We start from the raw sequence: 14,018 nt of genomic DNA, 5'->3' as shown, positions 1-14,018 counted from the left end.
CCGACAGGCGGTCGGTCAGTACCCGAGGTCGGCCCAGATGCCGCGGACGAACTCCGATTGCTGGTCGATGACCTGGTTGAATCCGGTACCCGGCGTGAACGTGTCGGACCAGTTGTTGCGCTGCAATGCATCTCGCCACTCGGGTGATTCGACGACCTCGGTGACGATCGCCTCGAGTTCGGTGCGCTGGTCATCGGTGATACCCGGCGGTGCGACCACCCCGCGCCAGTTGGTGAGGGTGACGTCGTAACCCAGTTCGGACAGGGTCGGCAGATCGATGGCCGGGACCGGCTCGGGAGCCGAGATCGCCAGCGCGCGTAGATTTCCGGCGGTGATCTGGTCGACGAAATCCTCGTAACCACTGACCGAGGCCTTGATCGTCCCGGACATGAGTGAGGTCGCCAGTTCGCCACCACCGGAGTAGGCGATGTAGTTGACCGCGGCGGGGTCTATGCCGTTCTCCCGAGCCATCTGGCTGATGATCATCTGGTCGACGCTGCCCAGCGAACCGCCACCGAACGTGAAGTTCTTGGGGTCCTTCTTCCATTCGGCCATCAACTCTTCGATGGTCGTGATCGGAGAATCAGCCGGTACGACGACGACGTCGTAGTCGTCGGCGAGCCGCGCGATGGGGGTGACGTCTCCGAGATCCACGTCGGACCCGTTGATGTTGATCGCGCCCAGCATCGTGATGCCCATGACCATGATCGTGCTGGCGTCGCCGGTCATCCCCGCGAACTGGCTGAGTCCGATCGTGCCGCCGGCACCGGGGATGTTGACGACCTGCGAGTTGTTGACGATGTTCTGGGCTCGCAGCGCCTGCTGCATCTCGCGTGCCGCACCGTCCCAACCACCACCGGCGGCCGCGGGCGCGATCAGGGTCAATTGCGATCGCGCGCCGGCGCCGCCCTCGCTCCCGGCCGCGTCGACGACGCCGACGACGACGATCGCCGCGGCGACCAGTGCGCCGAGTGCTTTGACGAGCGTGGGAACACGTTTCGGCGGACGAGACGTGCGGGACAGCTCTGTCGATTCGTCGGTGCCGGGGGATGGTGCGGTCATGCGGTCCTCGTTTTCGTTCGGGGTCGGGTCCCGAGGCCGAGAGCTACCAACATCGTCTGACTCGATTCTGCTGCGAATGTGAGGACCACCACGTCGGTGGTCACATCGGAAGTGTTGGCGTAACCGTCGTCACAGTCACGCTTGGGCGCATAAGTATCGTTTTGCGCTTTTCGCGCGCGCTCGGCGTCGCACAGTTATAGATTATAACCTATGACGGTGACGCAGGACACAGGGGTCGGAAAAGTGGCAGCGGCCAGGTCAGCCGGCGACGGGGTCCTCGGTGAGCGCATCGATGGCACGACGTCCGAGACTGTTGCCGATGTGCTCGCGCATCACCGCGTCGGCACGCTCGGCGTCACCGTCGGCGACGGCCTCCATGATCGCCCGGTGCTCGGCGGTGACCCGCGACCGGTCGTCGGGTGAATCGCCCCGGTGGGAGAGGCCGATGACTCGGTAACGATCTGCTTTGTCCCAGAGTCGTTCGAGGATGTCGATGAGAACGGGGTTGCCCGAAGCGCGGTACACCGTGCGATGGAATTCCCGGTGTCGGACAAGGGCATCGACATCGGACGCACTGGCGATGGGCGAGAGGCGATCGAAGGCATTGCTGATGGCGGCGATGTCGGCCGCCGTTCGCGTCCGCGCGGCGAGCGCCGCCGCGAGCGGGTCCAGGTTCTCGCGTACCTGGTAGAGGTGGCGCGCCTCATTTGCGGATACGGGGGTCACCCGCGCGTCTCGGTGGGCCTCGAGTTCGACCATGCCCTCGGCGGACAGACGGCGGATCGCCTCGCGGAGGGGAGTCGTGCTGACGCCGATCTCGGCCGCGAGTTTGGCCTGGGGGATCACCGCGCCGGCTGGCAGGACCCCGGTCAGAATTCGCCGCTGGAGCTCGGCGTATGCGTAGTCGTTCTTGGTGAACATCCCGCCTGGTGCAGTCATGGCGGGCCTCCCGGCAGTGGTCATGGGACGTCGAGATCCGGCAGCGCCGGACGTCGCGATGATAGCACCGGTGGTACAAGTTATAGGTTATAACCTATGGTGGACCCATGAGTGGAGCTGAACGCCGCGCGCAACCCGATCTGCCGGTCGTCGATGTCGAGCGGCGGGTCGGGTCCGACGTGTACCGGCAGTGGCCCACGGTGGTCCGTCTACTCGCCGAGAACGTGACTCGCCATGCCGACGCCGAGACGCGCGATCGAGCCCTGGACGACATGACCCGCTGGCTTCGCGCCGGCACCAGCGACGCCGAGATCCCGTATGTGCCGGGCCGGTTGCTGATGCACGACACCACCAGCACGCCCGCCCTCGTCGACATCGCCGCGATGCGTGACGCGGTTGCCGCCCGAGGTGGGGATCCGACGGCGTTGAGTCCCCGCCTGCCGGTGGAGGTCTCGGTGGACCATTCGCTCGCGGTCGAGTCGTTCGCGCGCCGCGATGCCGCCGCGGCCAATCTCGCCCACGACATGCGTCGCAACGCGGAGCGGTATCGCTTCCTGGCCTGGGCGTCGACCACGATGGACACCGTGCACATCAACCCACCGGGTACCGGGATCATGCACACGATCAACCTCGAACAGCTCGCCACCGTGGTGACGGTGGAGAAGGTCGGTGGCGTCGACCACGCGGTGCCCGACATGATGCTCGGTACGGACAGCCACACGCCCATGATCAACGGGCTCGGTGTATTGGGCTGGGGCATAGGAGGTCTGGAAGCCGAGACAGTGATGTTCGGCATGCCGACCACACTGCGGATCCCCGAGGTCGTGGGAGTCCGCCTCACCGGGACGCTCTCCGCGGGCGTGCTGGCCACGGATCTCTCGCTGGTCGTCACGCACCGTCTGCGCGAGCTCGGGGTCACGGGTGAGTTCGTCGAGTTCTACGGGCCGGGCGTATCGGCACTGACGGTGGGCGCACGGGCGGTGATCGCCAACATGGCCCCGGAATACGGTGCCACCACCGGGTTCTTCCCCGTCGACGCACAGACCGTCCGATACCTGGCCGACACCGGACGTACCGCCGAACACTGCGAGCTCGTCGAGTCGGTGACACGACGGCTCGGGCTGTGGTTCGACCCCGATGCCGAGCCGCGTTTCACCCGCACGATCGACATCGACCTGGGTGCGGTGGTCCCGTCGGTGGCCGGTCCGCGTCGCCCGCAGGACCTGGTCCCGGTGACCGAGTTGCCGTCGACCTTCGACACCGAGGGACCGGCGCAGTGCGACGACGGCGTCGACATGCCGGCGTTCCCCGTCGCCATCGCGTCGATCACGAGCTGTACCAACACCTCTGACCCGCGCCTCCTCATCGCCGCGGGTTTGGTCGCCCGCCGCGCACGGGAGCGAGGGATGCGGGTGCCGGAGTATGTGAAGACCTCCCTCGCGCCGGGTTCGCCCTCTGCCGCCGGCGTGCTCGAGCGGGCCGGTCTCACCGACGACCTGTCCGCGGTCGGCTTCGACATCGTCGGATTCGGTTGTGCCACCTGCATCGGCAACTCGGGACCGCTGCCGGCGGAGATCACCGCGGTGGCCGAGGCGCACACACGAAAGCCGGTGGCTGTGCTGAGCGGCAACCGCAACTTCCCCGGCCGCGTCCACCCGGACCTTGAACTGGGCCTGCTGATGTCGCCGCCGATGGTGATCGTCTTCGCGCTCGCGGGTGATGCGGCGATAGATCCCACCTCGGAACCGATCGGCGTCGACGCCGACGGACATGACGTGCTGCTCGCTGATCTGTGGCCCGCCCCGGAGGAGATCGACGCGCTCACCGATGCAGCGCGGCGTCCGCGTGATGTCGTCGACGACTTCGTCTCCGCGTCCCGCAATCCGGCATGGGACGCACTCGAAGTACCGGATGGGCCGCTGTTCCCCTGGGACCCGTCGTCGACGGCCCTGCGGCGTCCTCCTTTCGCCGATGACGGCTACGCGCACACCATGCTCGGGGAGTACACCGCGCATCCCCTGCTCGTGCTCGGCGACGACATCACCACCGACCACATCTCCCCGGCCGGGGCGATCAAGCCCGACAGCCCGACCGGTCGATACCTCGTGGAGCGGGGTGCGGAACCGGGCGACCTGAACGTCTACGCCTCCCGGCGCGGCAATTGGGAAGCCATGCTGCGGGGCGGCTTTCAGAACAAGAACGTCCGCAACGCGCTCGCACCGGATGCGGCTCCCGCGCACACCGTGCATGCGCCCACCGGCGAGGTCGTGTCTCTTCCGGAGGCCGCGGGCCGGTACGCGCAGGACGGCGACGGGGTGGTGATCGTGGCGGGTGAACGGTACGGCATGGGCAGCTCACGGGACTGGGCGGCGAAGCTGGTGCGTCTGCTCGGCGTGCGGGCCGTGCTCGCGCGCAGTTTCGAACGTATTCACCGGTCCAATCTGGTCGGTGTCGGCGTCCTGCCGTTGCTCATCCCCGCTGACGTCGACGGCGGGTTGCAGGACCTGCAGCCCGGAGACCGACTGCACGTCGTCGGGACTGCCGACGCCGTCGACCGCGGGACGGTGGCGGTCGTCGTCCGGCGGATCGACGGTTCCGAGATGCGTTTCGACGCGCAGGTGGCCGCCGAGACCGATCTGGATCGTCGGCTTCTCCGACGCGGCGGAGTCATCCCCAGCATTCTCGACGAGCAACTCGTGCGGTGACCTCGCGGGCCGGGGGGTGGCGACGCGTAGCTGCCAGCGAATTCACAGTGATCGGTCAACCCCCTCATAACCTGCGGGTTCACTCTCGATACATGAGAAAGAACAAGCACATCTCCTCGGTCCCGCTCGTCGTCCTCGACGACCCTGCTGCCATCGACCACGCGTACGACCTGTTCCGTCGCGACATCCCGCTGGCTGTCGTCAGCAGTCAGTACTCCGCAGTCCTGCCGTTCATGATCGGCAACAACGGGCACACCGCGGCATTCGTCGCCGACGTCGACGACCCCGACCAGCTCGCGGAGGCGATTGTGATCATCGAACGTCGCTTCGGCCGGGTCGGTTCGGTCATCCGCTACGCGGCCGACATCCCGGCGGTGGTGTAGGTCGCGAAAGCGATGTCAGGTCGGGGCGATGAAGTTCTGGCTGGGGAGCTTGGACTAAAGGCGGCGGATCCGTTCGGCCAGCAAACGGCGCCGCCGGAATACGGCACGGCGGTTGACGACCCCGTCAACCGATATCGAAGCCGTCGGGCCGCGCGGTGGCGAGCCGGGATCGATCCATGCTCACAGGCGTACCGACGCAGGTGGTTATGCCGCTCTCGAAGAGACGATCCTAGGGATGATTGGCCCTGATCGACCCTAGCTCATACTCGTTCGGCGGTGCGGCACAGCCTGATTCAGTCCGCTCTAGGCCGGGGTCCACGCACGAGAGCGCCGAGGCCCGCATGCGCAGTTTGCTGCTCGCGTGGACAACGCGAAGACGCGTTCCGAACTGATCTGCCCGTGACGTGGCTACTGACCACCACTCACGTGGTGATGAACGCGGCTGCCGAGGAAGTACGTGCCGGACGTCTGGACGCCGCTGACGACCCGTGGCTCATCGACGCGATACTGCTACCAGCGTTCACGCAAACGCAAAACTGACGGCCGCACTGTTACCGCTGCGACCAACGGCGCCCATCTCGGCTGCGAAAAGCCCGCCAACCGCACTCCTCTTACGGTCTGAGATCGGGTACTGGAGAGCGCTTTTCGTTGTCCGCTTCTAGCGGGCACAACAGGTCGGCGAGTCCCAATCCCTACAGTGCCGGCCAACCCGACTTCGGAAGCGGCCGTTCAAATATGTCGAGGCCCGGAGGCGCGTCGACCCGAGAGGCCTCGCCCCATCCACGGGAAGATAGGGCTACTCCCCCTCTGCTCGGCGCCCTCCGGTCCACCTGAACTACTATCTAGGATAGTTTCAAGCTGGTTGTTTCGGAGGCGTGGTGATCGAAAACGTTGTGGCCCTAGGGGTGCTCCTGGGACTGTTCGGTGCGGTCGCAGCGTGTGGTGTCGCCGCTGCCCGTCAGCCGGATCGAGGTGGGGAGGCGTGGCGGGCGCGTGTTTCGTGTGCGGTGGTCGTGAGTGCGGCCGTCGGCGTGATGGTGGTTGGTCCCCAGGGTGTTTTCGCGTCGGCGATCGTGTTGGCGCTGCTCTGTGTTGGGGCGCTCATGCTGTTTTATGCTCATCTGCACGGTGCGTCGTTGGCTATGATCATTGACCCGCTTGTGTGGATGGCCTCGGCGCTGTGGGTGTTCATCGTGTTCGCGGCCACGGGCGCGTCGATCGAGATTGGCGTGGTGCCTGCTGATCCGATCGCCGAGCTGGCGTTGAGGGCGGAGCTCAATCGACCCCCGAGGTGGTCCCGTACAGGCAGCGTGATCGCGATCTTGGGTCTGGTGGCCGCGATAATCTTCCGCCTGGCCCGGCCGGCCTCCCGCGGTGATGGCTTCGACGCCCTCGTTCCCGGCGCCCACGCCCGATTCCCACAAAAATACGAAGGTGGTTAGTAGAAGTGGGATGTGATGCGGGTGTGCGGAGGAGGTGGTGGGCATGACTGACGGTGTCGAGGTGCGGCCTACAGATCGGTTCGGCCCCCGCGGTCCTGCCCGTACGATCTCCCGTGCGGTGGGCCTTGCCGTGGTGATGTTTGAGGCAGTTGCCGCGTTCTGGCTGGTGATGCTGATCCGAACGTCGGATCTCGTGTCATCCAACCCCTCAACAGTCGGGCGTGGTGATCAGGTTGAGCTGCGGATGCTGACCGTGGTGAATGTGCACGACTGGGTGTCGGCTCTGAGCGCTGCGGCCTTCACTGCGGGTGTGGCCGGTGCGCTGGCGGCGCATCTACTTCCCGCAGTCAAGGGGCGCGCGACCGGTTGAGTAGTCGGGCGGGATTTCGATCTTGGAAAGTTTCTGTAGCTTAGGCTTTGGAGCCGCCGCCGCGGGTGTGGCGCGGTTTGCGGGTGAGGTATTCGCTGAGCACTTCACGCTCGGCGGGTGTCACGGTCTGGGCGAAGTGCATCAGTACTGCCGCGGAGTCCCCGCTGGCGTCGAGGACCTGACGCAAGGTGCGTGAGGTGGCCTCCTCGCGGGTCTGCATGGGGAAGTACCGGTAGGCGCGGCTGACTTTTTCTCGACCGACGAACCCTTTCTTGTGCAGGTTGGTGACGACGGTGAGCACTGTGGTGTAGGCCGGTTCGCGGTCGTGGAGTTCCTCGACCAGGTCGTGCACCGACATCGCCGCACCGGCCGACCACAGCACGTCCATCACTGCGCGTTCCAGCGAACCCAGCCCAGTCATTTTCACCCACCATCTCTAGATGCGGGTCAATCTTACGACGGACTACCTCAGCTAGTAGCTCGGTCCCGTTGGAGCGCATCGGCAGTGCCGCGAGGCGGACGGTGTTCGATGGCCACGCAGAATCCGGACGATCCGCACGCCGGACACTCTCGCTGACTAGCGCCACCCGGGGCACTGCGCCGAGGCATTCACCCACAAGGAACTCCCCCATGACCACCTCAGCTCCGATCCACCCACCTGCGGCCACCGCCGGGCAGACAGGCGCCGTCGATATCGAACTCGCCGTGTCGGGCATGACGTGTGCATCGTGCGCGGCACGCATCGAACGCACACCGAACAAACGCGACGGAGTGAGCGCCTCGGTGAACTACGCCACCGAAAAGGCTCACGTCAGCGCACCCGCCGGTGTCGACCCACACCTGCTGATCGAGACCATCGAACAGGCTGAATACCAGCTGCGCTGCCCGCGACTCCCACCCAAGGCGCCGCCTTCGACGATGACCCTTCGGACGACGACGGGGAGCTCGTGGCCTTGCGTCACCGACTGATCGGTGCGGTGGTTCTCCCGCTACCGGTGATCGCGCTGGCAATGGTCCCGCCGTTGCAGTCCACCTACTGGCAGTGGGCGTCGTTGACGTTGGCCGCGCCAGTGATCGTGTAGGCGGCATGGCCGTTTCATCGCGCCGCGTTGCTCAACCTGCGCCAGTTGTATCCACCAACCCCTCGACGTATACCCCCCAGGGGTATAAGGTAGCGGCATGAACGAGCACTCTTCCCCTGAGCACGTCGGTCACGACGCCGCCGATGAACGCCACCACGGCCAACTCGCCGCAGCGTCACACAACCACCACGATCACCATGCTGAGCGCGCCCGCGCAGACCATGATCACGCTGGGCATGGGGGGCATGGTGATCACGTCGGGCAGTTCCGGCGGCTGTTCTGGATCATGCTGGCCCTGGCTGTGCCGGTCGTGGCCTTTTCGCCCATGTTCGCGATGCTCATCGGCTATGACCTACCCGATGGTGAAGTGTTGAAGTGGGTCTCACCGGTGCTGGGTACGGTGATGTACTGCTGGGGTGGGCGGCCGTTCCTGGTAGGCGCCTATTCAGAACTGCGGTCGCGTGCACCGGGAATGATGCTGTTGATCGCCTTGGCGATCACGGTGGCCTTCGTGGCGTCCTGGGGTGCGAGCATCGGTGTGTTGCACCACGAACTGGACTTCTGGTGGGAACTGGCGCTGCTCATCGTGATCATGCTGTTGGGGCATTGGATCGAGATGCGGTCGCTGGCCCAGACGACCTCGGCCCTGGACTCGCTGGCCGCGCTGCTGCCCGATGAGGCCGAACGCGTCGATGGCGACCAGATCACCACGGTTGCTCCCAGTGAGCTGCAGGTCGGAGATGTGGTGATCGTGCGCCCGGGGGCCAGCGTGCCGGCCGACGGTCGCGTCGTAGACGGCTCGGCCGAGCTCGATGAATCCATGGTCACCGGAGAATCGCGCACGGTGCGCCGCGGCATCGGCGATCAGGTGGTGGCCGGCACGGTGGCCACCGACTCGGGGCTGCGGGTCCAGATCACCGCCACCGGCGATGACACGGCGCTGGCCGGGATTCAGCGCCTGGTGGCAGACGCGCAGAACTCCACCTCCCGCGCCCAGCGGCTGGCCGATTCCGCTGCAGCGCTGCTGTTCTGGTTCGCGCTCGGCTCAGCGATCATCACCGCCATCGTGTGGACGGTCATCGGCCAACCCGACCAGGCGGTGATTCGAACCATCACCGTGCTGGTCATCGCCTGCCCGCACGCACTCGGCTTGGCTATCCCCCTGGTGGTGGCCATTGCCACCGAACGCGCCGCCCGCGGCGGCGTGCTGGTTAAAGACCGGTTGGCACTTGAGGCCATGCGCACTGTGGATGCGGTGCTGTTCGACAAGACCGGAACCCTGACCAAGGGTGAGCCCACGGTCATCGAGATCGCGGCCGCCGACGGCGTCGATGAGGACACCGTGCTCGCCCTGGCCGCCAGCGCCGAAGCCGACAGTGAGCACCCGTTGGCGCGAGCGATTGTCGCAGCTGCCGGCGACCGCGCGCGGCCGGTGCCGGCGGCCACCGACTTCACCTCGTCACCGGCGGTCGGTGTGACCGCTCGCGTCGAGGGCGCCACAGTGCGGGTGGGCGGGCCCCGCATGCTCGAGGAACAGGGCCATCAGGAACTGGCCATCGCTGATCGCTGGCGCGCCGACGGCGCAATCATCCTGCATGTCACCCGCGACACTGAGCTGATTGGAGCTCTCAAACTTGCTGATGAGGTGCGCGGGGAATCCCGCCAAGCCGTCGAGGTGCTGCACGCCCGCGGGGTCGAGGTTGTGATGATTACCGGCGACGCCGAAGCAGTGGCGCACACCGTCGCTCACGACCTCGGTATCGATCGGGTGTTCGCCGGTGTACGGCCGGAAGACAAAGCCAGCAAGGTGGCCGAACTGCAGCACGAAGGCCGCAAGGTGGCGATGGTGGGCGACGGCGTCAACGACGCCCCCGCCCTGGCCCAGGCCGATGTGGGCATCGCGATCGGGGCCGGCACCGACGTCGCGATCGCCTCGGCCGGGGTCATCCTCGCCAGCGACGACCCCCGTTCGGTGCTGTCGGTCATCGAGCTGTCAGACGCCAGCTACCGAAAAATGAAGCAGAACCTGTGGTGGGCAGCGGGATACAACCTGATCTCTGTACCGCTGGCCGCCGGAATTCTCGCGCCCATCGGGTTCGTCCTGCCGATGTCGGTCGGAGCGATTCTGATGTCAGCCTCGACGGTCGTGGTCGCACTCAACGCGCAACTGTTACGCCGACTCGACCTGCAGCCAGGCGCGAGTACAGTGCGTGGACTGCAGCACAACCGACCGAGATCCATTGAGAAGGTGAGTTCATGACCGCTGCGTCCGCACCGGGACAATCCTCCACCCCGGAAGAATCCTCTGCCTCGGAACACTCTTCCCACGGTTACATCAGCGATAAGGGCAAATACCTGGCCCGCCTCAAGCGCATCGAGGGGCAATCCCCCGAGGTATCTATCGGATGGTCGATGAGGAGCAGTACTGCATCGACATCCTGACCCAGATTTCGGCGCTGACCAAGGCGCTGGAGGGGGTCGCGCTGGGTTTGCTCGACGACCATCTCACCCACTGTGTGCTCGATGCCGCCCACGCCGGCGGGGACGAGGCGCAGGAGAAGATCGCTGAAGCCTCGGCGGCCATCGCTCGCCTCGTTCGTTCCTGAGCCACCCACCACGCCGGGTTCGTCACAGGCGTGGTTCGCCGACCCACTGCGGCACCACCGGCCCCGGCGCGCGGGCGTCTGCATCAGCGGCCATCGCCAGAACCACCCCGCGATCGGCCAGCCACTGTGCCGGATCGACGTTGACTCCCGTCGGGTCGAGAACCTCGAAATGCAGATGCGGGCCGGTCGAGACCCCACGGTTGCCCACTGTGGCGATCGATTGGCCCATCCGTACTCGCGCGCCCTGCTCGAGCAGATTCTCGTCGTTGTGGCCGTAGGTGGTGATCGTGCCGTCATCGTGCCGGATCCGCATCCACAACCCGAACCCCTCGGCAGGTCCGGAGGTGATGACCTCCCCGTCAGCTACCGCGACAATGGGCGCGCCCAGATCATTGCCGATATCAATGCCCTGATGGCCCCGTCCGTCACCGAAGGTGGACGTGATCTCGCCCGCAGTCGGGGCCACCGCACCGCCACTACCGGGCAGCAGCGGTGTCGGCGTTCCGGGTTCCTGCGGCTGGGGGCCATGCGGCTCGTTCGGATCGTGCGGCACGATTGCGGCGATCAGGGTGGCTACCAGCCGAGCCAGCGGTAATGCGTCGATGATTCGGAACCCGTCTATCGGATCAATGAGCGAAAACGTGCCGAAGCACTGCAGTGCGGCTGCACTGCCCGCATCGCCGACGCTGCCCGACTGGGCCTGAGCGCCCAGGCAGGACGCTGTCTGCGTGATCGGCTTCCCCAAATTCGCCGCCGCGGCCCCGCCCAAAGCGGCCTTCACCGAGTCCTGCACGATCGCGATCAGCTCCCCGGCCACATGTCCATCGGTCGAGGCCGCCGCCGGTGCGGTGGCAATCACAGGCGCAACGCCCACGCACACCGCCGCTGCCACTCCCAGCGCTTTGGGGCCCCACTGCTGCCCCGCCTTGACCCGTAGCGATGTCAACACCATCTGCATGCGGTCGGACCTTTCCCGCGGACGTCGTAGACCCACGCACGAGTGTCATGCGTGTACCCGCGAGATCACACCACAAGTCACTTGTGCCCCACCAGTCACACGCGGCTGCACTACGAAGCGAACTAATCAGGCATTAGCAGGTTTGTTTGCGCAGTTCACCGCTCGTTTTGTGGGTGCCGGGTAGGCGGGTAACTACTATCGGTGTTAGTAGAATTGTTATCGAAGCGCCGCCGGGCGGTGGCGAAGTATCACTCTTGAGGAGGAGATCGATGAGAGTCGCACGAACCGGTGTCGTCGTTGCTGCCGCGGCGGCTGTTCTGACAGTGGCCGCGTGTTCGGACACTTCGACTGAGGATCATTCCTCGATGTCGGGGATGGGTACCAGCGCGGCCAGTACCGAATCGTCAGCGGCGGCCTCTGCCGAACACAACAGCGCGGACATCTCGTTCGCCCAGCAGATGATCCCGCACCACACCCAGGCGATCATGATGAGCGACATCCTGTTGGAGAAGGACAACATCAACCCCCAGGTCGTCAGTCTGGCCCAGCAGATCAAAGACGCTCAGCAGCCTGAGATCGAGCAGATGCAGTCGTGGCTGAAGCAATGGGGAGCCCCACTCGAGGGCCAGGGGCACAACATGGACATGGGTACGTCGATGGCGCCGGGTTCCTCCCCGATGCCGTCGATGATGGGCATGATGTCGCCAGAACAGATGCAGCAGCTACGCGACGCGCAAGGAGCCGAGGCGTCGCGCCTGTTCCTGACGCAGATGATCGAACACCATCGCGGCGCCATCGCCATGGCCAAGACCGAGATTCAAGACGGCCAATCGCCCGAGGCGATCGCGCTGGCACGCCAGATCGTCACTGACCAGGAAAGTGAAATCGCCAGGATGCAGCAGCTTCTCAACAACCCCTAGCGGCCCGACCCGCCCGGGTTTGCCTCGGCTACACACACATCGCGATCACCATCGCCGCGACGACACCGGATGCCGCCAGCGTGGTCGGTACCGCCACCACACCAGCCACCGCCGCGGCGGCACCCACATGATGACGCCGCGACCGGCACCGGTGACCGGAGTCCAAGCGGCTCAGCCGCGGCCCCACGGACGACGAATCGCTGATCGACAACACACCCACCGGGCCCGCCACGGGCCCCGAACGGGCCAACGTTCCCAACGCCGAGCAGACCGCCCGCGCACCCACCAGCTGGGCGGCGCGGGCATCGGCGGCTTGCTCGACCAAGCCGGCGACCTCACGGCCCGCGCGGCTGAACAACGGAATCAGCGGAAACGCACGCCCGAGAGCGCGGGCCGCCAACACCACGGTGTGATGACGTTGCCGCCGGTGCGCGCGCTCATGGGCAACGACGGCATCGAGTTCCTCACCGGACAACGCCGCCTGTAACCCAGTCGTGGCGGCGATCCCGGCATCCTTACCCGGCAGACAAAACGCCATCGGCCGCCCGTCGGCGAGCCACCACACGTCGGGATAGCGCTCACTGCGGGCGCCCACCAACCGCAACGACTGCAGATACTCCTCACGAGCACCACGCATCCGCACCGCCGATCGCACCGCGATCGTCACCGCTCGGACAATCGCTGCCCCGGTCACCACCGCCAGCACGCCACCGGAGATCGCCTCCACCCGCGGGGATGCGCCGTGTGACAACACCCGCAGACACGACACCACCTCGGACAACGAATGGATGCCGAAATGGCCGGGAACCGCCAGCGTCACAACAGCTCCCACCCACAACATCGCAAACACGACCTGCGCGGCCGGCCAGGCCACCAACACCCAACGAGCATCGATACGGCCCTGCACCCGAACCATCCATCGAGGCCACAACCAGCCCAGCACACCCGCGGCAACAACTAACACCACCGCTGCACTCATGGATGCTCACCCATCGTTCGCCTCGATCCTCGACGCCCCGCCGTCAGCTCGCTGAGACCCACACTCAACACACCTTCCCGGCGACCCACCACCTGCACCACCAGCCAGTATGCCCCAGAAGTTCGTCGGTGACGCCGCAACTCAGGCACCGACCGCGCCGCCAATTACTAGGTTTTATAGTAGTTAGTTGACGCGGGTTGACCCGGCCTGCGCGTACCAGTCCGAGGAATGCGCCGTGACCGAGAACCCGAAGGAGACGCACTCGCCCCCCGACGACCACCGTCGTCAGTATCTGCATGCCATGCGAGACGTCTACCGGGCACCCACGCCATACTCTGCCCACCAGTTCTTCCACCGCGCCCATCACCTCAGCGTCACCTCGAACCGACGCCGCCACCTCGCCGCACACATCGGTCTCGTCCGCCACCTCGCTGCGATCGGCGACCTCGCCGGGGCGCGTCACCACCTCGGTACCGTCCTTGCCTCCCTCGTCCTCCAAAGACATTGCGGCCAACAACCTTCGCAGGCTTCCATCCCCATCCAGAAGTCGTGACCACGACCGCGACGCCCCA

At 66.0% G+C, this 14,018-nt stretch carries 12 protein-coding genes and 2 pseudogenes; 9 read left to right on the top strand and 5 right to left on the bottom strand.

Annotation, left to right across the window (positions count from 1 at the left end; genetic code table 11):
* Positions 1–15: 15 nt before the first annotated feature.
* Both AC3B5T_RS06710 and AC3B5T_RS06705 read right to left on the bottom strand, forming a co-directional pair.
* Complete coding sequence (locus AC3B5T_RS06710) at positions 16–1,062, bottom strand: Bug family tripartite tricarboxylate transporter substrate binding protein (protein ID WP_277244587.1); 1,047 nt, start codon at positions 1,060–1,062, stop codon at positions 16–18.
* A 258-nt stretch (positions 1,063–1,320) separates the two neighbouring features.
* Complete coding sequence (locus AC3B5T_RS06705; protein WP_159371742.1) at positions 1,321–2,001, bottom strand: GntR family transcriptional regulator; 681 nt, start codon at positions 1,999–2,001, stop codon at positions 1,321–1,323.
* Between the two features lie 107 nt (positions 2,002–2,108).
* Between AC3B5T_RS06705 and acnA the strand changes: the two genes are divergently transcribed.
* The 4 genes from acnA (at position 2,109) to AC3B5T_RS06685 (ending at position 6,901) form a co-directional block, all read left to right on the top strand.
* Positions 2,109–4,706, top strand: a complete 2,598-nt coding sequence (gene acnA / locus AC3B5T_RS06700) for an aconitate hydratase AcnA (protein ID WP_277244586.1) — start codon at positions 2,109–2,111, stop codon at positions 4,704–4,706.
* A gap of 92 nt (positions 4,707–4,798) precedes the next feature.
* Positions 4,799–5,089, top strand: coding sequence for a hypothetical protein (locus tag AC3B5T_RS06695; RefSeq protein ID WP_277244585.1), 291 nt, complete (start codon positions 4,799–4,801; stop codon positions 5,087–5,089).
* A gap of 1,013 nt (positions 5,090–6,102) precedes the next feature.
* Positions 6,103–6,531, top strand: coding sequence for a hypothetical protein (locus AC3B5T_RS06690; protein WP_277244583.1), 429 nt, complete (start codon positions 6,103–6,105; stop codon positions 6,529–6,531).
* 43 nt (positions 6,532–6,574) lie between these two features.
* Positions 6,575–6,901 carry a hypothetical protein gene (locus AC3B5T_RS06685; protein WP_277244582.1) on the top strand — a complete coding sequence of 109 codons (327 nt, stop codon included), beginning with the start codon at positions 6,575–6,577 and terminating at the stop codon, positions 6,899–6,901.
* 40 nt (positions 6,902–6,941) lie between these two features.
* Here the strand turns inward: AC3B5T_RS06685 and AC3B5T_RS06680 are convergent, their stop codons facing one another.
* Positions 6,942–7,322, bottom strand: a complete 381-nt coding sequence (locus tag AC3B5T_RS06680; RefSeq protein WP_277244605.1) for a BlaI/MecI/CopY family transcriptional regulator — start codon at positions 7,320–7,322, stop codon at positions 6,942–6,944.
* A 209-nt stretch (positions 7,323–7,531) separates the two neighbouring features.
* On the opposite strand from AC3B5T_RS06680, the pseudogene AC3B5T_RS06675 reads away from it, so the two are divergent.
* From AC3B5T_RS06675 to AC3B5T_RS06665, 3 genes and pseudogenes are all read left to right on the top strand, one after another.
* A pseudogene (locus tag AC3B5T_RS06675) lies at positions 7,532–7,980 on the top strand (cation transporter); the annotation flags it as partial.
* A gap of 100 nt (positions 7,981–8,080) precedes the next feature.
* A complete protein-coding gene (locus AC3B5T_RS06670) occupies positions 8,081–10,243 on the top strand; it encodes a copper-translocating P-type ATPase (protein ID WP_488358451.1) in 2,163 nt (720 codons plus the stop codon).
* Positions 10,240–10,589: pseudogene (locus AC3B5T_RS06665) on the top strand (metal-sensitive transcriptional regulator). Before AC3B5T_RS06670 ends, AC3B5T_RS06665 begins: the two are co-directional and overlap by 4 nt.
* A 22-nt stretch (positions 10,590–10,611) precedes the next feature.
* Here the strand turns inward: AC3B5T_RS06665 and AC3B5T_RS06660 are convergent.
* Positions 10,612–11,547: a M23 family metallopeptidase gene (locus tag AC3B5T_RS06660; RefSeq protein ID WP_005179985.1), complete on the bottom strand. Its 936-nt coding sequence runs from the start codon at positions 11,545–11,547 to the stop codon at positions 10,612–10,614.
* A gap of 269 nt (positions 11,548–11,816) precedes the next feature.
* Between AC3B5T_RS06660 and AC3B5T_RS06655 the strand changes: the two genes are divergently transcribed.
* The gene (locus AC3B5T_RS06655; protein WP_277244964.1) at positions 11,817–12,467 is read left to right on the top strand and encodes a DUF305 domain-containing protein; all 651 of its coding nucleotides are present in this window, start codon (positions 11,817–11,819) and stop codon (positions 12,465–12,467) included.
* Between the two features lie 28 nt (positions 12,468–12,495).
* On the opposite strand, the gene AC3B5T_RS06650 is transcribed toward AC3B5T_RS06655, so the two are convergent.
* Positions 12,496–13,446, bottom strand: a complete 951-nt coding sequence (locus tag AC3B5T_RS06650) for a M56 family metallopeptidase (RefSeq protein WP_006357618.1) — start codon at positions 13,444–13,446, stop codon at positions 12,496–12,498.
* Between the two features lie 235 nt (positions 13,447–13,681).
* Here AC3B5T_RS06650 and AC3B5T_RS06645 point away from each other — a divergent pair, with 235 nt between their 5' ends.
* Entirely contained in the window at positions 13,682–13,999 is a 318-nt protein-coding gene (locus tag AC3B5T_RS06645; protein ID WP_465546903.1) for a hypothetical protein, read from the top strand.
* Positions 14,000–14,018 lie beyond the last annotated feature (19 nt).

Source organism: Gordonia sp. G4 (genome assembly GCF_057770005.1).
Note: the sequence above shows the minus strand (reverse complement) of the source record. Positions and strands in the feature narration are given on the sequence as shown.

Coding starts and splice junctions, on each gene's coding strand:
- AC3B5T_RS06670 (WP_488358451.1), top strand. CDS start 8,081: ATGAACGAGCACTCTTCCCCTGAGCACGTCGGTCACGACGCCGCCGAT.
- acnA (WP_277244586.1), top strand. CDS start 2,109: ATGAGTGGAGCTGAACGCCGCGCGCAACCCGATCTGCCGGTCGTCGAT.
- AC3B5T_RS06695 (WP_277244585.1), top strand. CDS start 4,799: ATGAGAAAGAACAAGCACATCTCCTCGGTCCCGCTCGTCGTCCTCGAC.
- AC3B5T_RS06710 (WP_277244587.1), bottom strand. CDS start 1,062: ATGACCGCACCATCCCCCGGCACCGACGAATCGACAGAGCTGTCCCGC.
- AC3B5T_RS06655 (WP_277244964.1), top strand. CDS start 11,817: ATGAGAGTCGCACGAACCGGTGTCGTCGTTGCTGCCGCGGCGGCTGTT.
- AC3B5T_RS06685 (WP_277244582.1), top strand. CDS start 6,575: ATGACTGACGGTGTCGAGGTGCGGCCTACAGATCGGTTCGGCCCCCGC.
- AC3B5T_RS06650 (WP_006357618.1), bottom strand. CDS start 13,446: ATGAGTGCAGCGGTGGTGTTAGTTGTTGCCGCGGGTGTGCTGGGCTGG.
- AC3B5T_RS06705 (WP_159371742.1), bottom strand. CDS start 2,001: ATGACTGCACCAGGCGGGATGTTCACCAAGAACGACTACGCATACGCC.
- AC3B5T_RS06660 (WP_005179985.1), bottom strand. CDS start 11,547: ATGCAGATGGTGTTGACATCGCTACGGGTCAAGGCGGGGCAGCAGTGG.
- AC3B5T_RS06680 (WP_277244605.1), bottom strand. CDS start 7,322: ATGACTGGGCTGGGTTCGCTGGAACGCGCAGTGATGGACGTGCTGTGG.